The following is a 22,892-nucleotide window of genomic DNA, read 5'->3' as shown; positions in this document are numbered from 1 at the left end:
GGATGTTTCAGGTTCCAGCTCATAGAACGCGTTGCCACATATCTCAAATACATCGTGTCTCTAGCGGGACAGCCAGGGTAAAGGTGCTTTCCTGAAGGAGGTGCTGGAACCTTCTTCGCAGGGAAGGGACCTCATTTACGCGAGCAGTGGAGCAAGAGAGAGCACTCTTCGAAAACAAGGAGAGTACACGCCGTTGTTGATCTGCTTTTCGTTGAGCCGGAGATAATAAGCAGAGGCGAGGGGAAGGGAAGAAGCTAGCACTCCTGCCCAGCCACATACAGTTACTCCTCCATCCCCGCCCCTCATCATGGCGGGATCGCTACAATATTCCCACTGGTAGGTATCATTAGCAATCTCCAGGCCAAAGGCATTGCGGGAGGTGGGGACCGCAGATGGTTCTTCCGTTGTGAAGTATCCATTGCCCCAATAGAATAAGGTACGAGAGCCAGCAGAACATGCATATTCCCATTCATCGGAGGTCGGAAGGCGAAATCCCTCTCGCTTGAGGAAGGAGGCCACATGACGTTGTGGGATGGAGCAATGTTTGCCACGAACGCTGTACTTGAGGTAGCCGTCCTTTTTCCACTCCGATTTGTGGCGAAAGTAGGTCACGAGAGGCGGTGGGAGGAGCCGATCTGCCTCTTGAGCAACTGTCTCTATCAAGAATGGTGCAAGCGTAACTGTTCTGAGAGGAAGTGAGTGGTTGTCGAGATAAGTAGAGAAGGCCTTATAGTTCGCCGGAAGAATATCTTTCACCAGGTCCCCGTCGATTGTCACCATATCTCCGTGATATTCGAGATTATATTCTTGCCACTCACAGACCAGTTCCTCGCTAGGAACCAGACGTTGGTTTCGATCATACCCGAGCGTCACCGTACCACCTGGAATGAGGGCAAATAAACAGGGGGTTCCTTGAGAAGTCCCTCTCCACTCAAAGAGGGCGATTTGATGCTGTTGGATACCTACCGTATAGGCCTCCACTCGCGTAAACTGAAAAGTGTGGGGGAGAAAAGCCGCGATGAAATGTGCAATCTCTTCACACTCGGAGAGAGAACGTTCATCCCATAGGTAGAGGTTCTGCAGGACTGTAGGAATTGTGTAATGCATCTGATGCTTCTCGCCTCCGGCTGCTTCATGTACTTTGATGACAACGGAGAGTTCCTTCACAGGCTTTCCAGCACGTGCTTCGTCATCGTCGGCTGAAAATGGCCCATCGCTTCTACGGCCCATTCCTGTAAGAGAGCAAGATGGTCCTCCGGGTCAGTAATCGCACCCGAATGATAGAGCGCGATACGTGAGCCTCGCTTGTCATCCATGCGATCCCATTCGAGGGCATCAGCCAGTTCCCCTAGCTCCACCTTTATGACTTCTCGCTGCTCGTAGAGCGTATCAAACAAGTGCTTGTTTCTCTCCTTGTCGCCTGTGTCAATGTAGAGCTCCACGCGAAAACGGCCATAACGAGCGAAAGAGAAGACAAGAGAAGTGATCGGTGAGCCCTCCTCTGGAACCCACTTCCAGGTCATCCAGTTTGTCCCATCTGGAGAAGGAATACGTTTCGTGGGAAGGCGCCTGGCTTGCAGGGCCTGCAACAGCTTACTAAAAAAGTGAATATAAAGCTTTCCCCGCTCCTCGATACGAGTAAACGTCGCTATTTCTTCCGCCATATTGATGCGGGAAACACGCCAATCCACGTCGAGCCACTGTTGAGATTGTATATGAGCAACCGAGTCATTCGCCCACCACGAGCGATGTTGACGCGCTGCAGCAGGGAGTTCACTGCCAGTCATCTGTTCAATGTATTGGAAACGGAGCGAGACGGTACGCTCCGTGCGAGGCTGTTTTCGCAGAAAAAGAGCTAAGGGAGCATAACGACTCTCATTGGCATGGATGGTTTCCTCGACAGGGGTAACTTCATTATTGGGTGCCTTTGAGGAGCCGTATTCCATATGAGGTTCGGATACCCGGAGGCTCTCAGGAGGCTGTTTTGGCTCAAATTCTTTGAGGACTGCGATTTCGTACTGCTCCAGCCATTCTTTACATTTGAGTAACGTCTCGTGTTGTTGTTTGGAGACCGTGTCACGGAAATGAGCAAGGCTATTACGAATATCGCGAACATCTTCAAGCAACGTACGTATGTGTTTGCGCTCAAGCGAAAAGATCTGGCTGTAGTGCGACCATCGACTCTCGTGGAGAAAAGATCAATGTATTGGTTCAAGCTCAGCCTGTCAAATGTTTTGGTTGGTTCCTTGCGATACACATACTGCTCAAACATCTGCTGCGCAATGGATTTTTGCAGGACCTGGGTTTGCATCCCTGCTTTTGCCAGATACTCTGTAAGCGCACGTTGAAATCTTCCTTGCAGTTCACGATTGGAAGGCATGATCTCTTCTATGGCTTTGGTTAGCGCCTCGTTCGCCTCACCATTATGCGATGGGAAGGCGGCTAAAATATATTTTTTCAGCGCTTCTTCAATATCTTCGACAAGCATCATATCTTCAGCGCGCTGTCGAAAATACGCCATCGCGTCATAACTTGTCACCACACCAATGACTTTCTGCTCTCTGTCAAGAATACAGACGGCATAAGTGTCTTGTAAATCATTCAAAAGGTCAAATAGATCGTTATCTTCATGAAAAGTACTGGTTTTTACCATGGCATCAGCAACGCGGAGGTGGAGGTCATTGAGTGGGATCTTGAAAGAGTTGATGGTACGAAGAATGGAGTCATTGGTAACCATATACGCCTTTCCCTTTTCCTCAACAATTTTCCCTTCTCGATCCACCACAGGGAGCTGGCTGTATTCGTGCTCAATCATCAGTTCCAGAGCTTTTTGCACTGGATCATCGCGCAGAACCGTCACAAGCTTCTGACCGCGATTAATCAACTGCTGAACCGTAGATGACATACAATCCCCCCTTTGCGACATGTGTCATGACTGGTACGCATCTGAAAAACAGCGCCTGATGTAGCTCTTCTACCAGATGTGAAGAAGCATCATTCATTGCATCCAACACCTTACCTATATTACTAAGTAATATAATTCATCTGCCGCCAGGTATCAAGCCCTATAAAGACGCATAACATCATAAGCACTAAAAAGACGCCCTCTGTCACACTATAATGGCAAGAAAAGAAGGAGGCCTCTTAATGGAGCCAAGCCAGAAGCCGCTAAGCGAGATGGTCACTCTATACCATTGGAGCATGCTCAAAGAACAATGGAACCAGGTACAGCAACGCTGGTACACCATCTATGAGCACTGGTATCCTCTGCTCACTGACGAATGGCCAGCAGAGATTCTTGTCATTGAGGCAGAGTGGTTCTATGCTGAAGTCCCTATTTCTACTCTTCAGGATCTGTTGAAGAGCCGGGGGATTGAGTGGATCTGGGAATTCCGGGGTGAAGAGGCTCCAGCGAGTTTCCGCCTGGCTCCAGACCTGTTTGTTCCGTGTTATACCGGTGATGAGGGATACTGGACCGCAGAGGGCTATGACTGGCTGATCTATGCGTCTCAAGAACGTTCGTTAACCTTTGCGGGGACCTGGCTCGTTCAAGCAGTAAAAGCGTGTTGGCCAAACTGGGAGCACCATATCTGGCGGGGCTCAGAATATATTCGACCTCCACAAACGATGACGCCACGGCCACGAGGAGCTTTTCCAGGATACGAACGCCTTCAATATGATGCTCGGCTGTTGACCCGAGCTGAAAGAATATCGGTGTGGGGCAAGGTAAAGAAGCGTTGGCAGATACCAGATTCCTGGGCCTGGTATCCAATTATCGGAGAACCAAGGCCTCTCTCGAACATTATCTGCCTTCAAGCGTTGTGGTTCTCTTTTGCGATCCCACCGGAACGACTTGCCGAACGCTTGAAGCAGCGGGGGATTAAGCGCGTGTGGGGCATCAAGGAAGGGGCAGACATTGTCTGGGAAGTCGAAAACGAACTTACAGAACCCTGGTATGATGGGCTTGAAAGTTACTGGACATCGAAGGACCTTGATTGGTTGCTCTATGTTTCACACGAAAGTTCCATCACCATCGCAGGAGAGTGGTTAATCAAAGCGGTAAAAAGCGCCTGGCCTGAATGGGAACAGCACGTGTGGCAAGCATATGCGTACGAGTCTCCACCACAACAGGCCACCTTTGCTCATCGGGCTCAACTGCCAGGGGCGTTCTAAAGAGAGAATTCGACAGTCTACGCTCAACGAGACCTTACACTATTTCCTGGCTCATCACACTAACCGAGCACTCGATATCTGCACCGCTCGCCTTTTCCTTGCTGATTGGAGACTTGTACCTGAACGTCTCCAGCACATAGGATACATGCGCCTGCTCCTCCATCCCACCACCTTCGCCACCATTGGCAATAATGCCCTAAATAACGCCTCTGCTTCCCTCCTCTCAGAAACTCCTCGCGAGGAAACGTGGGCAGAGCATGACTATAAGCAGCGTCAGCATGACTGATGCGCACAGAGAGATACGCTTGTCTTTTTGTTAGGTTGATAGTAGTAAGAAGAGGAAAGGAAACGATGTTTCACGCTTCCACCCGTATTTATGCAGGAGGACCCGGCCCCCAAGGTCCCATCCACTGGCCTCCGCTGAGCAGGCCCGCGTCATCACGCAGTATCATATGCTCACCTCAGCCCTCAAGGAACCCTTGCCTGAACTGGAGGAGCACAACATTGCAGTGTCTTCCTCCTCGCCTTCCTTCATTCTGGATCTTGGGTGTGGGCCAGGAGGTACCTGGGCCTGTGATGTCGCCTTTCACAATCCCTTCTGCCTGGTCTTTGGCGTCTCGGCCCTTGCCCCCTACGTTCGGCAAGCCAATACCTTTCGCCAGATGCAGGAGCAGACCCGTGTCCGCTTTCTCCAGATGGATTTTGCCAGAGAACTGAGTTGCCCTGCCAACTTCTATACCCTCATCAATGGCCGCTTCTTACGCACGTTTCTCGCACAAGACGGCTGGCCACACCTGCTTCAGGAGTGCTTACGTGTTCTGCACCCAGGAGGACTCCTTCGTCTCACCGAATGCACTACCGCGACCTCGAATAGTCCCGCCTGTGAACTGCTGAGCCACTACTGCGAGCAGACCCTTGCCATACGAACACAAGCCCTCCTCGCTCAGCACCCAGAGAGCCAGGAGTCTTCGGCTCTTGCCAGTGTGCCCTTTGAGCACAAACACCTCCTGAAGTTGCTCCATGAGTTTGGCTACTGTGCCATCAAGGAGCACAACATCGTGCTCGACTTCTCGGCGGGAACGCTGTATCAGGCCAGTATGCGCACCAATGCGGAATCCTTCTTTTATCAGCTTGCCCCGTTGTTGTGTCAGACCACAGACCTCACCCCGGCGGATTTTACCGACCTCTTTGAGCACATGCGCGCGGAGATGAGCGCTCCCACCTTCAAAGGCCTCTGGACCCTCTCACTTGTCCATGCCTACAAACCAGGAGGAGCCCAATGAGCCACACCCAGAGTATCCCACTCCGACATGGCCTGCTCTTCTTCTTCGAAGAAGACGTGAACGGGCACCAGGATCGCGCCACACAGCCGCCTATCCTCCTACCGCAGGTGCAAGAGGACTCACCTTCTCCGGCATCTAGAGGAGCGCTTTATCCCTTCTATACCCCCTCTGACCCGCTGGTCCTTGATGAGCAGGTGTTGGTATCGCCGGCGCATCCTCTGGAATGGCGGCGCCGTAGCCAGCAAGCGCGTATGCTCATGCAGCATTTTCGCGTTCCCCTTCCCGAGCAACCCGAAGGCTTCCCGATGAAGCGCATCCTGGACCTGGCCATCGATCCCAATGGGGAGTGGCTGCGACACCTGGCGGCACGCGCGCCCAAGGCGGAGTGCATCGGTCTCACCTCTCAGGAGATCACTGCCAGGCAAACCGCCTTCTTTGCCGCCGTCCAGGGCTGCCACCATGTCTCTACTCAGATCTGTTCACTCACCCGGCCGCTTCTCTTCCCAGCTGAGAGCATGGACCTCATCAATGGGCATTTTCTCCATGCGATCCTTCCCGAGTACGCATGGCCACTCTTGCTGGAAGACTGTTTTCGGCTCCTTCGACCAGGTGGAGTGTTGCGCCTGCTTGAATGCGTACAGGGCAAGAGTACCAGCGCGGCCGCAGGCACCCTGTGTGCCACCTACCGGCAGCAGATGGACAGGCTGCGCGCGGCGGCCCGTCCATCTGCCCCAGGAACACAAACCATCCGTTCCGCCCGGCCAGAACGGCTCCCGATCCGGATGGAGAAGACAGGGTTTGTCGCCATCAAGCAGCAGGAGAGCCTGCTCGACTTTTCTGCCAGGACGCCTTTTCATAGCACGCTCCGTGAGCAGGCCGATGACTTCTTTCAGCTCCTGGAGCCGTTCTGCACACCGCACGCCTGTTCTCGCGAGACCTACCAGCAGGTCTATCACGAGATGCAGTTGGAACTGCTCGAACCGACCTTTCGCGGCTACTGGCACCTCTGCACCACCTGGGGCTACAAGCCATCAAGGCACATCTTACGACCGATCCCCAGCATGCATGTGGAGCAGCCATTCCCGCAGGTCCTTTACACGTGCTCGCTGCCATGTTCCCTTTTCATTGAGCAGGAGGAAACACAGGCACACGGGAACGAGCAGCGTAGAGAGATGACAACACCAGCACCAACCAATTGATCAGCCGTAAGCAACAGATACACACTATCACCAAGGAGAGAAGACAATGCAACAGACACACACGACACAGAGGGCACCATCCTATCACCTGCCCCTTCTCACCATCTGTGAGCAGATGCGGGCGACGCACGCAACCCTGTCCCTGACAACCGTCCTCCCACCTTCTCTTCCCCTTCCATGCCGACAAGAAGGCGAGGAGGCTATCGCCGAAGTGGCCTTTGAACTGGGGAAGATTGTTCGCTGCCATCTCTGCATCCGCGCGAACGGACGAGTTCTCATGCAGCATCGTGATGCGCTCCATGTGCTGCACACAGCAGGCATGCTTCTCTGGCAGGAGTCTTCATACCAGAACATCCACGTGGCCGATGCCGAGACCACATCGCTGCCTGCCGTAAGCAGTGACCCGGAGGAGCCAGATCGTGTACCCTCTCAGGCAGTTCCCGTTGAGCAGGTACCTCTAGGCACGCTTCCGATTCGCCTCCGCCACGTCTTTTTGCTCAGTAATGGACACCATACGCCCCGAGACATTGCGCGTATGCTTCACTTGCCGCTCGATGAGGTCGAGCGCTTCATTCAGATCCTGCACACACGCCACCTGACCATCTGGCAATCGAAAGCATCCTGAGCCAACGCATTGGATGCACAGGCCCAAACGTCTGTGCATCCCCCCCACATCGACAGGCCTTATAACGGGAAGGAGCGCAAAGAAGAGGTCATGAACGCCGCATATTCACTGGAGAGCGGGCAACAGCACCCGCATCACATTCTCGTGCTCGGGACACAGGAAGAAGCGCGCATGCTCCGACCACGTCTGCGAGGTGGGCATTTCAAGGTGACACACCTGGCCCATCTTGGAAGTAGTGCCTCAGCCATGGCGGTGCGACTGATGCAACACGATGTCTGGCTTGCCTGCTGCATGCATACCCAGCAGGTGCAACAGATTCGTCAGATCACGCCGCGCACGCCTCTGGTGATCTGTTCTGAGCGGGAAGAGGAAGCGCAGATTGTCAGCATGCTTGATGCTGGCGCCGACGATTATGTCTTCTTTTCCTGTGGAAGACAGGAGCTCCATGCTCGCTTACACGGGCATGCCAGGCGTTATCGTGCCTCACTCTCATCCTCATGTGATGCCTCAAAGCAGATCAGCCCTTGCTCGGTGCTGGAAAGCGAGGACACCAAGATTCGTTTATTGTGTCTGAAGCGATGTGTCATCGTTCGTGGTCAGATGCTGCGTTTGACCCCCATCGAGTGTACGCTACTGTTCACTTTGATGCGTGATGGAGGGAAGGTGCTCTCGCATCAGTCGTTGCTCCACACCGTCTGGGGGAGCGGGTATCACGAGGAAGTGGATTATATCCGCGTCTACCTGCATACCCTGCGCCTCAAGTTGGAAGACGATCCCAGGCATCCTATGTATCTCGAAACGATCACGGGAGTAGGATATCGGTTTCGCCAGCCCTGCATTCCCATTTTTTCGGGTTGATCCAATGTGGAAGAGCATACGGCATGCCAGATTATTTGTTCGCATTTGCCATGCCTTGAAATCTCACGGAGTGCCAGTAATACTGGAGGATTCTGTTTATTTTCCCTTTCTATAAGAGAAGGCAAGGGGTGAAAGCGTCCCTTCACCAATATTCCAGGGCTCTAGGCACTGAATGTCGCCACCGCTGAGCTTCGCGGGTGAAGTTGAGTCAACCTGGATACGAGAGAAGATAAAGAGCGCAACATCAGGATAAAATTTTTGTGCATGCATCACTTCATTCGCCGTGAGCAAAATTTGTGTTCCCTCCGAGGTTGTTCCTTTCACTTCAACGTGAAGCTCCTTTCCCGTTGCCGAAGTACAGAGCAAATCATAGGAATGCGTGGCAGAAACATCGGAAACGCTCCACCCCTGTTTTTCATAGAAGGCCTTTGCATGCTCCATCGCATACAGTTCGATTGCTCTCCGGAGATTAGCATCAAGGACATATCCTTGTCCCGAACGTCTTTTTCCTGCGTATTCTGTGATGACACGTTCGACGCTCGCTATTTCAGGAGTGCTTCCAGGCCATCCCCCAACAAGCTCCATAAGCGTATTCCATTGATCAGGAGTCACGTGAAATACCGTTCCACCTGTCGCGCGAGCGACACTTAATTCCTTCAAAAGAGGTGCATCTGTCCCATTGTCCCACAAAGGAAATTTCGAGGGGACATAGTAGCGCACTTGCACTCGATCTATCTGCTCATTTGCTTTTTGTAGGTCTAGCCAGTGCTGCTTGTTACGAGCATTTGTAGGGACGGGATCTGTCAGCACTTCGGCTAGTGCTATAATTCCCCTCTGCTAACCATTCCCTTTGGCTTTCCAGATAATGACCAGATCACCAGTTCGAACATCCCTCTTCGGAACCGTCCAGTTATCCTCCTCGTATTCACGAATAGCTTTTTCAATATCGTACACTTTCGGGTTCGCAAGAAAAGCCCAATACTTTCGCTGTCGTCCTTGCATAAAAAGCCACTCCTACACATTTAGTTCTTTGTATTGTATCAGAATGTCGTGTTTTTCCAGATGTTGCGTGGTTTCCAGGCATCATCACTATACGCAGCAATTTCTTCTAAATTGAAAGATGCACAGTCACCAGAAGGCGATAAAGTAGGTGATGCTACATGCTTAACAAGCATTAGATTTTTTGAGGTATCGCTACTTAATATGGCAAAGCCATTTTGGCCTTTTTGACTTCATACACCTAAAATCTTCTTAAAACTGATAAATACATGTTATATTAACAATAATATATTTTATTTGTTTCTTTGGGGGATTGATACTATGCCGCTTCTTGAAACGGTTGTTATTCAAATTGGCTCATCTCTTGCTAAATCTCTTGCTAAGCTGTGTTTGAAGAATGTAGACATAGCATCCGATGCGTCTTCTAGCCTTATCGATGTAGTAACGTCCTGGACGTCAAACAGTATTACTCAGAGGCGTGCAGCCAGGCAATTAGAGGCTATCGGTGAGAATATAGCAGAAAACTTTCTCCCTCTATTTGAATTGGAAGGCCATGGTTTAGAAGAAAGTAGTCAAATTGCGGTAGCAAAAGCTGTATCAGAAACGCTGAACAATATTACCAGTCAGATAGTTCTTCAAAATGATCTGGAGCCATCCAAGCTCACAAGGTACCTTTTAGACAAGTATCCAGCTCAAAGCTATTACTTCAATGATACGGAAGCTACACTGTACCAACGAATAATTGCAGAATCGTGTGAGGTAGTGATTCGAATTGCTTCTCAGCTACCTACTTTTACAGAGCATACAATATCTGAAATCTTGCGCAGAGAAGGATACCTTCGTTCGATCGCAGAAAATATCTTGCAAGAGGTGCTGAGATTAAGAGAACAAATGAATCCCAGAACGGAAACAGCGCGTTTTGAATTAGATTATCGCCGTGCAGTTGCTTACAAGTTAGATGAGGTTCAGCTGTTTGGGGTTGATGTTGAAAGAAACGCCTACAAGTTAAGTGTGGCTTATGTAATGCTTTCTCTAGAAAGAAAAAAACGAGCATTGGACGACAGCCGCATCAAGAGAAAGCACAAAAGCGAGAGTAGCAATTCAATAACAGGGCATCACTTAGATAGAGATATTCTATCTGTTGACAAAGCCCTGGCAGAAGCCCAATGTATACTCATCCGTGGTTTGGCTGGCTCTGGAAAAACAACATTGCTTCAGTGGATTGCAGTTAATTCAGCACTAAAAACTTTCAAAGGCGTTTTAGCAAATTGGAACAACACAGTACCTTTCTACATCAAATTACGTGACTACGTGCATTTAGACTTTCCCCCTCCGGAATCTTTTATAAAAAAAATCGTTCCGTCTATTGCAGATACAATGCCCAGAGGCTGGGTTCATACTGAATTGAAGACAGGTAATGCAATTATTCTCATTGATGGTATCGATGAAGTTCCTATTGCTCAACGAGAGATCGTCCGTGAGTGGATTAAAGACTTAAAAAATAGCTATCCTCAGGCGCGTTTTATTGTTACTACTCGCCCTCATGCTATCCAAGAGGGGTGGCTAGAAGTAGAGGGTTTTAAAGATGCTGAATTAGAACCAATGGACTTAGCCGATATTTATACATTCATCGACTATTGGCACAATGCTATCGCGGAAAGAGTTGCAACAGATGAAGAAAAACAAGATCTACCATCTTTTGCTGAGCACTTAAAGCATGAGATAGATGAGGATAGAGCAAAACGAAATCTAGCAACCAACCCTTTATTATGCGCCATGCTTTGTGCTTTAAATCGAAAACGGAAAAAGCAGCTTCCTTCTGCGCGCATAGAACTCTACGAAGCATGTTGTCAGCTGCTCATAGAGAGGCGTGATAATGAAAGAGGGTTAGTATTAAGTGACTATCCTGCAGCAAGTTTGACGTACGCGCAAAAACGATTGTTACTGGAAGACCTGGCGTATTGGCTCATTAAAAATAGCTGGTCGGAGGTATCTCGTGAAGAGGCCGATCAGCGCTTTGCGCGCAAACTCGAGAATATGCCCAATATACCTCAAAACGTAACAGGCGTTAAAGCCAGGCAATTTTTCGTTGAAAGGTCAGGGATTATTCGCGAACCAACTACGAATCAATTAGATTTCACTCATCGCACATTTCAGGAGTTTTTTGCGGCAAAAGCAGCCATTGACGAAGGTGATAGTGGGCTCTTAGTGCAAAATGCACATAATGACCAATGGCGCGAAGTTATTATTCTTGCCTCAGGGTTAGCGACAAAGCGTGTTCGAGAGTCCCTGATTTTGAAATTAATTAGGAGAGGAGATCTAGAAACAGAAAATCGACATGCATTGTACTTACTCGCTGTCGCTTGCCTGGAATCAGGAATTGAACATCTAGGGCAGCACGTGAGGACGGAAGTAAGTAACCGGCTTGGGGCATTGGTACCGCCAAGAGATATGGATGCCGCGCGGGCATTAGCAAGTGCAGGAGATTTGGCAGTACGATACCTTAATACGCAAAATACGCAAGATTTCCAAAATAAAAAAGTTCGCCTTGCATGTATTCGTTCGTTAACCCTCATAGGTAGCCCCGAAGCTCTCAAGGTTTTAAGAGAATATGCCTTTGAAGCCGATTCACCAACAATCAACGCACTCCTTAGAGGATGGGACTCTTTTGATCGCAAATCTTACGCGCAGTTAGTGCTACTCAAAGCCTTAAAGAATATGTCACAGGCACAAATAGAGCGCTTTAGTAGTCAAGACGGTTTTTTATACCTGGATAATGTGGAAGAGCTAGATTTAGCAGATTGCCCTTTTGCCAAAAGTATTATAGACGTGCTAGATTTGACCAAATTGGCACTCTTAGATTTATCGGGCTGCAGCTCTATTACGGACGTCCAGTTTCTAAAAGATGCAAGGCAATTGATCGAATTAGATTTATCACATTGCTCGCACATTGATGACTTTGGGCCTTTGTCTTCGTTAAATGAGTTGACTGAACTCAGTTTATCGAATTGTAGTCAACTAAAAAACCTTCAGTTTTTAGAAGGAGTGACTCACCTCACCAGTTTGGACGTATCAGACTGTGGGCAAATCTTGGATTTGTCCTCTCTTAAGAAACTGCCTGATCTTTCAGAGCTAAGTCTAGCAGGCTGCTACAAACTTCAGGATCTCAGCCCTCTTGCTCAGCTAGTGAATTTAACAAAATTAGACTTGTCCGACTGTGTTCATCTAAAAGATATTACCCCCCTTAGTAAGTTACACAGTCTCACTCATTTATACCTAGCAAATTGCCCAAAAATAAGTGACCTCAAACCTTTAGGCAACTTGCTCAACCTCAAGGTGCTAAATGTACAAGGGCATTCTGTCGAAAATCTCCCCGAGGCTATAAAAAGCTTAAATAAAAAAGAAAAAATAATACAATCAGAACAAGTTTATCGACCTCTTAAAAAGAAGATTTTTAAGAGCTAACATAATGTGTAAGTCAGTTGACCACTAGAGGAAAAACCAAAGTGTCATCGTTAACATCCAGAACCTGATCGCGAAACGCGGCAAGCGAGCAAATTGCAACTAATCGCACTTAGGCAAAAGCACTCATATTTCGCGCATTCGCCTAAGTGGGATTGGTAAACATTCCCTCCGCTATCGCTTCGTGAAAGTCTATCAATCCCACTTAGGCGAAGCTCTTCCGCACAAACACTGCCCCTTTTCTCCAGGTATCCTTATTTTGGCAACTTTCTGCAAATAATTAAAATACAAGATTTTGATCCTGCTGTTAAACCCAAATGAGGAGAGGATTGCGCTCATCAATGAAGATGGTGAGCAGAGAACAATGTGCCACCATCCGACAAGGAGAACGAAGATGACTCTGCACGCCAACCCTTCCTTTGCTATCCCTGAAGAAACGGTTCGTGTCGCTCATGCGGCCTATCCTCACGGCAATATCTATCTGCAGATGCGTGAAGTCTTAGGACCCATCTATCACGATCAAGCCTTTGCTCATTTGTTTCCCCACAATGGCCGGCCAGTCGAAGCTCCATGGCGCTTGGCCATGATCACCGTCATGCAATTTGCCGAAGAACTCCCCGATCGACAAGCCGCTGACGCCGTTCGGGGCCGCATCGATTGGAAATATATGCTTGGACTTGAACTGGCTGATCCAGGCTTTGATGCCTCGGTCCTATCCACCTTTCGCAAGCGGCTCGTGCAAGGCAACGCCGAACACCTTCTCTTAGAAACCCTCTTGGAGCGGTTGAAGGAGCTCAAGCTGCTCAAAGCAGGCGGGCGACAACGAACGGATTCCACCCATGTCCTGGCCAAAATCCGTGCCATCAATCGTGTGGTGTGTGTGGGAGAAGCCATGCGTTTTGCCCTCAATAGTCTGGCAGAGGTGGCCCCCACCTGGCTGGTCTCCTGGTTTCCTGAGCACTGGGTGTATCGATATGGGGCACGCTTTGAGGATGCGCATCTTCCCAAGACACAAGCTGAGCGCCAGGCTCTGGCAGAAGCCATTGGGCATGATGGAGAAGAACTGCTTACCGAGATCTTTTCCCCAACGGCTCCATCCTGGCTGCGTGACCTTCCAGAGATCGACATCCTCCGACGCATCTGGATCCAGAATTATCTGGTTGTGGATGGAGAGTTTCACTGGCGAACGACAGAAGGCATCCCCCCACCCGCACTCTTTCTCAGTTCCCCCTACGATCAAGAAGCCCGGCTCGCCAGAAAAGGGGGCATGGCATGGGTGGGATACAAGATCCATCTCACGGAAACCTGTGATGAGGAGACGCCTCATGTGATCACCCATGTTGCGAGCGTGCCTGCCCCTGCTCCTGAAGAACGCATGCCCTTGGTCATTGAAGAGCAACTGCATCAGCAGGATCTGTTGCCAGCCGAACACCTCATGGATGCGGGCTACATCACAGCAGAGACACTGGTCCAGGCCCAGGAACAGTTTGGCGTCGAGATCGTTGGGCCAACGCGAGCCGGAGCCACCTGGGAAGCAGGGATTTCCAAGGGCGGCTATCCTGCCAGCACCTTTGTAATTGACTGGGAACACCAACAGGCGACCTGTCCTCAAGGAAAGACAAGTAGGACGTGGTCTCAAGGGCTCGACTGCAATGGGCATCCGATGATGACCATTGGCTTTTCCCGATCCGATTGCCGTGTCTGTCCAGTGCGCGAGGAATGCATCACATCAAAAGCGGTTGCGCGCAGCATTCATATTCGAACCCAGAAACACTATCTTGCCTTACAGGCGGCGCGTCAGCGACAAAGCACATCTGCCTTTGTGAAGCGATATGACGCCCGAGCGGGAATCGAAGGGACGATCTCTCAAGGAGTGCGAGCCTTTGGCTTGCGTCGCTCACGCTACATCGGCTTACAAAAAACGCACCTGTTCCATCTGGGCATTGCGGCAGCTATCGATCTGGTTCGGGTTGCAGCCTGGCTCAACGGCGAGGAACGAGAGCACACCCGTCAATCGGCCTTCCTTCGTCTTATGTCTCCTGCCTAATTAGGTTTCGCAGCAGGATCAGATTTTGGTAATTTCGCCCTCAGAAAGAGCAGAGAGCAATATATAGACCTCGTTCCCCCGTGTTCACAGTGTTTAGAACAAGAAGGCCAGTACCTTACCTGAGGAAAAAGAAGCCGATAGCCTTGTCAACTAATCCCTATATATGATATATAACGTAAAGTACCGCTGTTGACATATAAACCATCAAGGATGTACATCACAACGGAGGGAATATTTTATGACAAGGAAGTCCTCACGCATTCTATTTACCTTTTTACTCCTCCTGACCGCATTCGTTAGCATTAATGTAGCCGCTCCCCATCACGCATACGCAGCATCAAATGATAACAACGTCGAATGGGCTGGCCTCTTTCATGATCAAGGGTCGCTATACGATAGCGCACCCGAGCCAACGTGCAGTACACCTGTCATGCTTTCGTTTCGCGTCTATCACCAGGACATCACCAGTGCCAACATTAAATACTATGACACCGCTGATAGCACGTTCCACTGGGTCCCGATGAGCTTCGCAAAAAACGACGCCACCAATGACTTCGACATCTGGCAAGGAACTATTCCCGCCAGTTGTTCAATCAAATACTATCGTTTCCAGATTAACGATGGTACGGCGACCGCATGGTATAACGCTGATGGACCCTCATCCAGCGAGCCAAGCAGTGGCGACTTCTACATTCTGCCAAACTTTACAACACCCACCTGGGCAAAAAACGGCGTAATGTACCAGATCTTCCCGGATCGTTTCTACGATGGAGTCACCAGCAACGATATTCAGACCAATCAGTATACCTACCTTGGATACCCGACCGAACATAAAAGCTGGGGAGACAGTCCATATGCTGACACAGGCTATTCCAACTCGACAGTATTCTTTGGGGGTGACCTGCAAGGTGTTGACCGGAAGCTCAGCTATATCAAAAACACACTCGGAGCAAATATTGTCTATCTGAATCCGATTTTCACCTCACCATCCGACCACAAATATGATACGCAGGACTACTTTAATGTTGATCCCTCGCTAGGCGGCAATAGCGCACTCAGCCAACTTGTCAGTGATATTCATAGTAGCAGTAATGGACCCGCAAGCCATATGATCCTGGATGGTGTCTTCAATCATACAGGTACCTGGGACTCCTGGTTCAACGAATACGACACCTATCCGAGTGTAGTAGGAGCGTACCAGAGTCAGTCCAGTCCCTACTATAACTACTACACTTTTCAGCAGTGGCCTTCGCAATACTCGACATTCCTGGGCTATACCAGTCTACCCAAACTCAATTATGGGAGCAGCGGGTCGGCGGTTCGCAATGCCATTTACAATAACACCAGTTCGGTTGCGCAGTACTGGATTCGCAACTATAACATCGATGGCTGGCGATTGGATGCCGCGCAATACGCCGATGCCAATGGTAACAATGGCAGCGACACAACCAACCATCAGATCTGGCAAGAGTTCCGCAATGCCGTCAAGGGGGCCGATTCCAACGCCTACATCTTTGGTGAATACTGGGGCAATGCCAATCCATGGCTAAATGGCGCGCCATCGCAATGGGATGGTGCGACTAACTATGATGGCTTCACACAGCCGGTCTCGGAATGGATCACCGGAGAGGATTATAACGGTAATACCGCCTCGCTCGACGTCTCTCAGTTCGATAGCTGGCTCCATGGCACACGCGCGAACTATCCCACCGATGTCCAAGAGGTAATGGCGAATTTCCTCTCAAGCCACGATATCACTCGCTTCGGACAACGGGCCGGGGGTGATATCTGGAAGACATACCTGGCAGCATTCTTTCAGATGACGTATGTGGGTTTGCCCACTATCTACTACGGTGATGAATATGGTATGCAGGGCGGAGCTGATCCCGACGACCGGCGTACATTCGATTGGACTCAGGGCAGCACCAGCAATTCCGCAGTCGCCCTATTCCAGAAGTTAATCAGCATCCGTAATAGTTACCCGGCGCTGCGCACAGGTTCATTCATAACGCTGTCGACGGACGATACAAATAATATCTATTCCTATGGGCGCATGGATCAAAATAATCGTATCGCGGTGGTACTCAATAACAGTACGACGACGCAAAGCGTCACCATCCCTGTGTATCAGTTAAGTATGACCAATGGGAGTACGGTTACTGATAAGATTACAGGTAATACGTATCAGGTACAGAATGGGCAGGTGACGGTCTCGGTCGAGGGCCACTATGGGGCGATTCTTGTACAATAATGCCGCTTCTAGACGACAGGGCTGGGGGACTGGAGACAGCATCCCTAGTTCCCCGGCCCTGCACCGCTGCCAGAGAAGCGTTTATTGGTCCAAAGTTCCTCCCGAATATCCTTCGAGGAAATCAGCGCAAAAATGGCGGCTGAGGACTGCTCTGATAGAGGCACTAAGATGGCCAGTTCCTCCATCCCACCCTATTCGGACACAATAACATGTTGGACGATCGTGCCTGTGGCTCCATGTACCATCGTACTGCTCTCCTACATCTTCCCGAGCCTCGATCATTTCCTCCAAACTCCCCAGGTCGCTATACTCATCCTCTCCTTCGTAATCTATTGGGATCCTCTGGGGTTCGCGGAATACAAATACTTTTGCTCTCACGCGTATACCAGGCCACTGGTGCTCCTCTATGTTGTTTTTAAAGCCAGATTGATAGAGTGCCGCGATATCCTTATTCCCGAAATTGAGATTGTCGAAGCGGAAACAAAGGTTGGGTTCCCCAGAGGGAATGTTGTCAATGGCTTCGCGCAAGGTAGCTTCATCATTACAAAAGAAGAGGAGGTCCGCCTGGCCCTCTTGATCCAATGCACCACTCACTGGTTTGAGAAGCCCAGGCCTATATTCCATGGAGTCCAGATACATACATGATTGATATGATTGATGATCAAAATGTTCTTGAGGTTGCAGGATCAGGCACGGGAACATGACAATGTTACTTTCCACAAGGTCGTGACAGAAGGCGAAAAGTTGTTCCCGTGTTGGAACGAGTAATTGCCTTGGCATAGCAGTGACTTCAAAATAATCGGTCATATTTTCTCACATTCTTTTTTTGCATCTTATGTGTTACTATCAGTAATCTGGTGAGAAGGCAAGTAGGCAACCAGTCGACCATCCTGCACAAAAGGCAACTTGTACCTGCATCCGCCACCAAAAAACACACGATATAGATGTAAGAGTCCTTCGAGGCCAAGGCATCTACGCGTTGCCCCGACAGACAGCGATCAGATCATGTTCGCCTCATAGAGAATGTCGTGGAGTTTTTTTCTGGCCGCCTCCTGGAGCTGCGAGGGCATATTTGGTCGTAAGGGAATGCCTCCAACATCGCCATCTCCTTCCTCGTACATACGATTTCCAGGGTAGAGCACATATGCAGACGAGACAATATTGCGTGTCCTGAAATCGTTTCCCTGCATGGAGAGGAGAAGCTTGCCTTCCATATCGTAGCCCACAAGGTATTGCATAAAAGACCTTTTTGTGTAAAAATTGGTTTTATCTCCTGATATTTATTTTGTAGCACTATAGCATGATAGAAAAGAAATTAGCCTTATGTCAACAAACACGGTTGGCTGGACCGCTCCTATTGCTAGTGCTAAGGTACATGCGGATCCATCTGGTGTGCAGCAAGCAAGTACGAATTTCCAGGCGCTGCTTCTCCCTGGTATGTCAACAGTAACTCCACGCCTTCGTTATATTTCCCTTTTTACAGCAGCCAGATTTTATCGCATGGAAGCAGGAAGGACAGAGGAAAAACAGATCGAACTTGAGCAACAGTTATCTCTAGACGAATATTTTCGTCGCTTTGAAGCTCTTGTTGCTGTCTGCACTATTCACCATCATTTGCGCAATGATGCCCCGCCAAATGGCATTGTAGGTCTTCGGGCAATGAGGGGGCGACTCCAGAGTCAGGAGCAAACAATTGAATTAAAATCCGGTGTACAAAACCCTCCTCGCAATATTTATCGTGGCACTCTTAGTAATCTCCGTATTTTTGATACTTCAGAGCCCTCTGATCCTTTGTTCGAGCATGCTATCGGTCTTGGAAAGGCATGGGATATAGAGCGAGCAGGACAACTCGGTCTAGCCCTAAAAGAAGGATTTTTACCACGATATATAAATCGTGAAGATATTGCGAAAATTGATGGAGCCTTTTGTCTGTGTTCCATTCCTGATAATAGCCCTGAACAAGATGAATTAATACGTGTTTTGTTTGCTAAAGGCCAACCATTACAGATCTCTTCACTCTTCGCTTCTGATAATGAGATGATAGAACATACTGCATCCTACCGTTCGCTTGCCTGGCGTTTTGTCTTGGAACTGATTGATCAGAATCAAGGCCAGCCACTTGGCAATTACCTTACACTGATCAATCTTCTAGATAAGAACGCAATAATAGCTGATCGACATCCTGCTCTTAAGGACGAAATGATAGCCTGGCGCTGGGTTGCTGCTCGAACTTTTTTTGAACGCGGTTGGACAGGTCTTTTCCAAAAATCTATAGAGATATTAAAGCAAAAACAGGCAGGGTTAAGCACTAGTGAGTTCAAAAATCAAATGCAACAATTTTATTTAAATCAACACCAAGACGAAACAATAGAATCGTTATATCAAGCTGTAGAAACCAATACTCACGATAAAAAAGATTGGCTCAAGGGGCTATTTAAGAGTGAAAAACCCCGTGATTTTCTGCTATGCATTCTATTTGAATTATATACAACCAAAAGAGACATGGAAGTACATCAACGATCTTTTCTTAGCAGACTATGGTCTGCAGACCCTATTGCGTTTTCAAAAGAGGATCAAAAAATAGAGAGAAACCACAAAGCCAGTGAGTTGTGGTCAGAAATCGCAGAACAATCGCTTCTGCAACACTTCTCTATTTCGCTTCGCAAAATGAGTGAAGGGAATCCAGATTCGTTGCTTATTGATTTTGATGCCGGTAAATGGGGAATACGTGATATCGCCTTCGACATCCCGATTGCCCAGGCTGAGGGTTTTACACGCTTAGATATTGCATTCAGTTGGGCCTTGCAACTAGGTCTTGCCAAAAGGTTGCCTGCTGATGCTTTGGAACTTACCTCGATTGGACGTCAATGTTGTAGAGTTTGGGATCATGGCCATCAATGAATAACATCATATTACTGAATGAGCTTCAAAGAGAAGAAGATTACGATACGGCATTCTTTCTCACATATACTATTAATTTGAGTTTTTTTGAGTCGATGATTTTGCCCCGTTTAAGGCGTATGGGGGTGTCCCGTATTGGTATTCTCATTGACTATAGAGGATATCAAGAAAGCTTGGAGCACGCCATTCCTTCCGGATGTTGTGGACGGGATTATATTCTAGTTCCAATACATCTACCGAAGGGAGGTATTCAACATGCGAAACTCCTCTGGTTGCAAAAGCATGAAAGGATTACTGCATATATCGGTTCACATAACCTAACCATGGCTGGGTATAATGACCAAACTGAGGTTACTGCTAAACTCATGAGTACAGAACAATCTCATGTACAAGCTTTACAACAGATATATAATGGGTTCTTCCGCACTTTCCGTGCTCAACAATACGGAGAGCCAAGTATCATTCGGCCTCACAATACGTAGGAAGGCTTCTTCGATGGCTTTGATCATCTTTTCAATGCAAAACAGACCTCATCGCTCTCTGGGTGTGCTTTTCGCCAGGATGTTGAAATTGCAGAGCACAGAAAGTGCGGAAGAACCAAGAAATTGGACACACATCGGTCGGCTCGTAAGGGGTAAACTGAAGCATGCAGAAAAAGACACGGAAGCACTACACGGCAGAGTTTAAAGCAAAAGTGGTCAAAGAGATGCTCCGAGAGGAAAAGACTGTTGGACAACTAGCGGCAGAGTATGGAGTCCATACCAACATGCTCTACCGATGGCGAGATCAAGCGCTAGCGGGCTTGCCAGGCTTGTTTGACGAGCGAACGAGCCTGGAATTTGCCGAGAAGGAAGCCGAGTGGCTCAAAGAACGCGAAGCCCTCTACGCCGAAATCGGACGGTTAACCACGCAGTTGACGTGGTTGGAAAAAAAATCTCGCCTATTCTTTAAGTAGAGATGAGCGACGCCAACTGGTTGATTGGGAGAATCAGGAGCTGAATGTGAAAACCCAGGCAACGTTGCTGGGCCTCAACCGTTCTGGCCTGTATTATGTCCCAGTGCCTCCATCCCCAGAAGAAGTGGCGCTTAAGCATCGCATTGATGAGATCTATACAGCTCATCCCTATTATGGCTATCGGCGTATTGCTGGCCGGCTTCATCGAGAGGGAAGAGCGATCAATCAAAAAACGGTCGCACGGTATATGCAAGAAATGGGACTAAGTGCGGTGTATCCCGGTCCAAACCTGAGCAAGCGTGATCACCAGGCCGCGATTTATCCCTACTTGTTGGCGAACATCACGGCGAGTGCACCGAACCATATGTGGGGCATCGACATTACCTACATTCGCTTGCGAGGAGGTTGGATGTACCTGGTCGCGATCCTAGATTGGTACTCGCGCTATGTGGTGAGCTGGGAACTGGATCAAACGATGCAGATTGCTTTCGTTCTTGAGGCCATGCAACGTGCTCTGAGGCAAGCCAGGCCACAGATTTGCAATAGCGACCAGGGCAGCCAGTTTACCAGTTCGCAGTATACCCAACTGCTCCTCTCTCATGATGTAAGAATCAGCATGGATAGTAAAGGGCGTGCTCTGGATAACGTGTTTACCGAGCGCTTGTGGCGAAGCATAAAATATGAGGAGGTCTATCTCAAAGATTATGCAAGCCCCCGCGAGGCTCGCCGGGACTGGCGGAGTATCTGCGCTTTTACAATGAGGGGCGGCTGCACCAGGCACTCGCCTATCGCACGCCAGCAGAGGTCTATTTTCCACCATGCAAGCAGGACGAACGAATGCATTGAGAAGGAAGGAAACAGCATGTTTTGTCCAAAATGTGGTCATGCTCTTGTTCAGAAGCCATTAGGCAGTGGGAGGAATGAGTTGTACTGTGTCCAAGGAGATATGGGCCTTTCACTCGCCATGCAGCAAAAGTTCGAAGAGCGTTATGGGTCACATGCCGTACCCCAGTCTCCCAATCCTCCCTTTCACCCACAATTTCATGGAGGATTGCATTGGTTCTGTCCTGGCGATGGCGAAAGACTCAATGTTCAGCTTGAGTGCCCAAAGTGCGGGAAACATCTGAGAGATCTTGTCTATCCACTTGTTGAAGTCCATCCTCATGAGAAGATTGAAGAGTCATAATTTCCTACAATAGATCTAATCGTCTTTTCGCGCTTTTGGCGCGAAAATTAATTTTGTACAGAAAGGAGATCACACCTTAGCAACCGTGATTTTGGTGTCTTGACATCGTGGGTCACTATCATGCTCATTTTCTCACCTCACAAGGAAAGCCCTTACATCTGGTGTTATAAGGGCCTATGTAGTATATTTTCTATCAACAAAAGGAATGCTTCCTTATTGGGAAGGAGAAGAACTTGGAACAGAAGGAACCAGAACTTGCTGCTAGCTATGTCATCTCTTGGTACAGTGCCCTCCATCCTTACGATGATATTGATGTGTTTGTAAAACGTGAGTTAGCTCTTACCCATTGGACTGGCTTACAGGAGGAGCCTGAAACCGATCCTAATAACGCCTTCCTTCTCATCGTCAATAGAACCCAACAGCTTCTCTGGTGTGCCCATACAAGCTATTGGGCTTTTCAGTTCGAGGACATTGATGTGGAGGCGAAAACAGACACTATATTTCCTGCTACCCACTGGTCAGACGAAGAGGTTGAATACATCCGAGCGCTAAGCATCATCGCTCAATATTTAAGAGAGATTTGGGAAGACGAGATTTGGGATCAAGTTCGGCTGAAGTGGCAATTGGGATCGGTAGAAAACGACGAACCAATCCGGGTGTTTTTCTTGGCTACTCAGCCAAAGACTGACCGCAATGGAGAGAAAGCGTGGAAAGTATCTTTTGATGACAAAACGGTTCTTTCTCTCATGCATCCTCAAAAGGGCTTTTTTCGCTATGGCACAGTGCTTTATGGTATCGAACCTCTTGTTATATCAGTACCTGGCAAGATAGGTGCGGATATGTTCGTAACCCAGCCTCTCTGGGAGAAACATGTTCAGCAAGAGCCACGACCGTTGCTTGACACCGATGTACTAGAACAAATCGCCCTCATAAAAAAATCAGAGTGAGACAGT

General features: G+C 48.9%; 18 protein-coding genes and 2 pseudogenes. 12 read left to right on the top strand and 8 right to left on the bottom strand.

The annotated features are described in order from the left end of the window. Positions 1 to 135 precede the first annotated feature (135 nt). From KTE_RS35320 to KTE_RS35310, 3 genes are all read right to left on the bottom strand, one after another. Positions 136 to 1,107 (bottom strand): SUMF1/EgtB/PvdO family nonheme iron enzyme, encoded by a 972-nt coding sequence (locus KTE_RS35320; protein ID WP_201390088.1) that lies wholly within the window; start codon positions 1,105 to 1,107, stop codon positions 136 to 138. 56 nt (positions 1,108 to 1,163) lie between these two features. Further along, entirely contained in the window at positions 1,164 to 1,787 is a 624-nt protein-coding gene (locus KTE_RS35315) for a DUF4268 domain-containing protein (protein WP_201390077.1), read from the bottom strand. 68 nt (positions 1,788 to 1,855) lie between these two features. After that, on the bottom strand, positions 1,856 to 2,905 hold the full coding sequence (locus KTE_RS35310) for an HPP family protein (protein WP_201390074.1): 1,050 nt from the start codon (positions 2,903 to 2,905) through the stop codon (positions 1,856 to 1,858). Positions 2,906 to 3,147: 242 nt separating this feature from the next. On the opposite strand from KTE_RS35310, the gene KTE_RS35305 reads away from it, so the two are divergent. The 5 genes from KTE_RS35305 (at position 3,148) to KTE_RS35280 (ending at position 8,138) form a co-directional block, all read left to right on the top strand. Further along, the gene (locus tag KTE_RS35305; protein WP_201390072.1) at positions 3,148 to 4,173 is read left to right on the top strand and encodes a hypothetical protein; all 1,026 of its coding nucleotides are present in this window, start codon (positions 3,148 to 3,150) and stop codon (positions 4,171 to 4,173) included. 452 nt (positions 4,174 to 4,625) lie between these two features. Further along, on the top strand, positions 4,626 to 5,456 hold the full coding sequence (locus KTE_RS35295; RefSeq protein WP_236600826.1) for a class I SAM-dependent methyltransferase: 831 nt from the start codon (positions 4,626 to 4,628) through the stop codon (positions 5,454 to 5,456). Next, a complete protein-coding gene (locus KTE_RS35290) occupies positions 5,453 to 6,655 on the top strand; it encodes a class I SAM-dependent methyltransferase (protein ID WP_201390069.1) in 1,203 nt (400 codons plus the stop codon). Before KTE_RS35295 ends, KTE_RS35290 begins: the two co-directional genes overlap by 4 nt. A gap of 46 nt (positions 6,656 to 6,701) precedes the next feature. Then, complete coding sequence (locus tag KTE_RS35285) at positions 6,702 to 7,280, top strand: hypothetical protein (RefSeq protein WP_201390067.1); 579 nt, start codon at positions 6,702 to 6,704, stop codon at positions 7,278 to 7,280. Positions 7,281 to 7,370: 90 nt separating this feature from the next. Continuing rightward, positions 7,371 to 8,138: a winged helix-turn-helix domain-containing protein gene (locus KTE_RS35280; protein ID WP_201390065.1), complete on the top strand. Its 768-nt coding sequence runs from the start codon at positions 7,371 to 7,373 to the stop codon at positions 8,136 to 8,138. A gap of 96 nt (positions 8,139 to 8,234) precedes the next feature. Here KTE_RS35280 and KTE_RS35275 read toward each other — a convergent pair whose 3' ends face one another. The 3 genes and pseudogenes from KTE_RS35275 to KTE_RS49340 form a co-directional block, all read right to left on the bottom strand. Continuing rightward, the gene (locus tag KTE_RS35275; RefSeq protein WP_236600825.1) at positions 8,235 to 8,723 is read right to left on the bottom strand and encodes a DUF3883 domain-containing protein; all 489 of its coding nucleotides are present in this window, start codon (positions 8,721 to 8,723) and stop codon (positions 8,235 to 8,237) included. A 3-nt stretch (positions 8,724 to 8,726) separates the two neighbouring features. Continuing rightward, positions 8,727 to 8,963 (bottom strand): annotated as a pseudogene (locus tag KTE_RS50050) (hypothetical protein); the annotation flags it as partial. A gap of 12 nt (positions 8,964 to 8,975) precedes the next feature. Then, positions 8,976 to 9,140 carry an EVE domain-containing protein gene (locus KTE_RS49340; protein ID WP_201390061.1) on the bottom strand — a complete coding sequence of 55 codons (165 nt, stop codon included), beginning with the start codon at positions 9,138 to 9,140 and terminating at the stop codon, positions 8,976 to 8,978. A 318-nt stretch (positions 9,141 to 9,458) separates the two neighbouring features. Between KTE_RS49340 and KTE_RS35265 the strand changes: the two genes are divergently transcribed. The 3 genes from KTE_RS35265 (at position 9,459) to KTE_RS35255 (ending at position 16,897) form a co-directional block, all read left to right on the top strand. Next, positions 9,459 to 12,602, top strand: coding sequence for a leucine-rich repeat domain-containing protein (locus tag KTE_RS35265; protein WP_201390051.1), 3,144 nt, complete (start codon positions 9,459 to 9,461; stop codon positions 12,600 to 12,602). Positions 12,603 to 12,993: 391 nt separating this feature from the next. Further along, a complete protein-coding gene (locus tag KTE_RS35260; RefSeq protein WP_201390049.1) occupies positions 12,994 to 14,646 on the top strand; it encodes an IS1182 family transposase in 1,653 nt (550 codons plus the stop codon). Between the two features lie 238 nt (positions 14,647 to 14,884). Next, entirely contained in the window at positions 14,885 to 16,897 is a 2,013-nt protein-coding gene (locus KTE_RS35255) for a glycoside hydrolase family 13 protein (protein ID WP_201390047.1), read from the top strand. Positions 16,898 to 16,978: 81 nt separating this feature from the next. On the opposite strand, the gene KTE_RS35250 is transcribed toward KTE_RS35255, so the two are convergent. Together KTE_RS35250 and KTE_RS35245 are read right to left on the bottom strand one after the other, a co-directional pair. Further along, complete coding sequence (locus KTE_RS35250) at positions 16,979 to 17,704, bottom strand: hypothetical protein (RefSeq protein ID WP_201390045.1); 726 nt, start codon at positions 17,702 to 17,704, stop codon at positions 16,979 to 16,981. Between the two features lie 191 nt (positions 17,705 to 17,895). Beyond that, on the bottom strand, positions 17,896 to 18,135 hold the full coding sequence (locus KTE_RS35245) for a hypothetical protein (protein ID WP_201390043.1): 240 nt from the start codon (positions 18,133 to 18,135) through the stop codon (positions 17,896 to 17,898). A gap of 85 nt (positions 18,136 to 18,220) precedes the next feature. Here KTE_RS35245 and KTE_RS35240 point away from each other — a divergent pair, with 85 nt between their 5' ends. From KTE_RS35240 to KTE_RS35220, 4 genes and pseudogenes are all read left to right on the top strand, one after another. Further along, entirely contained in the window at positions 18,221 to 19,798 is a 1,578-nt protein-coding gene (locus KTE_RS35240) for a hypothetical protein (RefSeq protein ID WP_201390041.1), read from the top strand. Next, positions 19,795 to 20,280: a phosphatidylserine/phosphatidylglycerophosphate/cardiolipin synthase family protein gene (locus tag KTE_RS35235; protein ID WP_201390039.1), complete on the top strand. Its 486-nt coding sequence runs from the start codon at positions 19,795 to 19,797 to the stop codon at positions 20,278 to 20,280. Before KTE_RS35240 ends, KTE_RS35235 begins: the two co-directional genes overlap by 4 nt. A 164-nt stretch (positions 20,281 to 20,444) precedes the next feature. Next, positions 20,445 to 21,599: pseudogene (locus KTE_RS50045) on the top strand (IS3 family transposase). A 573-nt stretch (positions 21,600 to 22,172) separates the two neighbouring features. Beyond that, positions 22,173 to 22,886 carry a hypothetical protein gene (locus KTE_RS35220; RefSeq protein WP_201390029.1) on the top strand — a complete coding sequence of 238 codons (714 nt, stop codon included), beginning with the start codon at positions 22,173 to 22,175 and terminating at the stop codon, positions 22,884 to 22,886. Positions 22,887 to 22,892 lie beyond the last annotated feature (6 nt).

Origin of the sequence: Ktedonobacter sp. SOSP1-85, from assembly GCF_016587415.1 — a bacterium.
Taxonomy (GTDB): domain Bacteria; phylum Chloroflexota; class Ktedonobacteria; order Ktedonobacterales; family Ktedonobacteraceae; genus Ktedonobacter.
The sequence above is the reverse complement of the archived record's forward strand: the minus strand, read 5'-3'. Positions and strand labels throughout refer to the sequence as shown.

Coding starts and splice junctions, on each gene's coding strand:
- KTE_RS35310 (WP_201390074.1), bottom strand. CDS start 2,905: ATGTCATCTACGGTTCAGCAGTTGATTAATCGCGGTCAGAAGCTTGTG.
- KTE_RS35305 (WP_201390072.1), top strand. CDS start 3,148: ATGGAGCCAAGCCAGAAGCCGCTAAGCGAGATGGTCACTCTATACCAT.
- KTE_RS35315 (WP_201390077.1), bottom strand. CDS start 1,787: ATGACTGGCAGTGAACTCCCTGCTGCAGCGCGTCAACATCGCTCGTGG.
- KTE_RS35275 (WP_236600825.1), bottom strand. CDS start 8,723: ATGGAGCTTGTTGGGGGATGGCCTGGAAGCACTCCTGAAATAGCGAGC.
- KTE_RS35265 (WP_201390051.1), top strand. CDS start 9,459: ATGCCGCTTCTTGAAACGGTTGTTATTCAAATTGGCTCATCTCTTGCT.
- KTE_RS35245 (WP_201390043.1), bottom strand. CDS start 18,135: ATGCAATACCTTGTGGGCTACGATATGGAAGGCAAGCTTCTCCTCTCC.
- KTE_RS35250 (WP_201390045.1), bottom strand. CDS start 17,704: ATGACCGATTATTTTGAAGTCACTGCTATGCCAAGGCAATTACTCGTT.
- KTE_RS35260 (WP_201390049.1), top strand. CDS start 12,994: ATGACTCTGCACGCCAACCCTTCCTTTGCTATCCCTGAAGAAACGGTT.
- KTE_RS35285 (WP_201390067.1), top strand. CDS start 6,702: ATGCAACAGACACACACGACACAGAGGGCACCATCCTATCACCTGCCC.
- KTE_RS35280 (WP_201390065.1), top strand. CDS start 7,371: ATGAACGCCGCATATTCACTGGAGAGCGGGCAACAGCACCCGCATCAC.
- KTE_RS49340 (WP_201390061.1), bottom strand. CDS start 9,140: ATGCAAGGACGACAGCGAAAGTATTGGGCTTTTCTTGCGAACCCGAAA.
- KTE_RS35320 (WP_201390088.1), bottom strand. CDS start 1,107: ATGCATTACACAATTCCTACAGTCCTGCAGAACCTCTACCTATGGGAT.
- KTE_RS35240 (WP_201390041.1), top strand. CDS start 18,221: ATGTCAACAAACACGGTTGGCTGGACCGCTCCTATTGCTAGTGCTAAG.
- KTE_RS35295 (WP_236600826.1), top strand. CDS start 4,626: ATGCTCACCTCAGCCCTCAAGGAACCCTTGCCTGAACTGGAGGAGCAC.
- KTE_RS35235 (WP_201390039.1), top strand. CDS start 19,795: ATGAATAACATCATATTACTGAATGAGCTTCAAAGAGAAGAAGATTAC.
- KTE_RS35290 (WP_201390069.1), top strand. CDS start 5,453: ATGAGCCACACCCAGAGTATCCCACTCCGACATGGCCTGCTCTTCTTC.
- KTE_RS35255 (WP_201390047.1), top strand. CDS start 14,885: ATGACAAGGAAGTCCTCACGCATTCTATTTACCTTTTTACTCCTCCTG.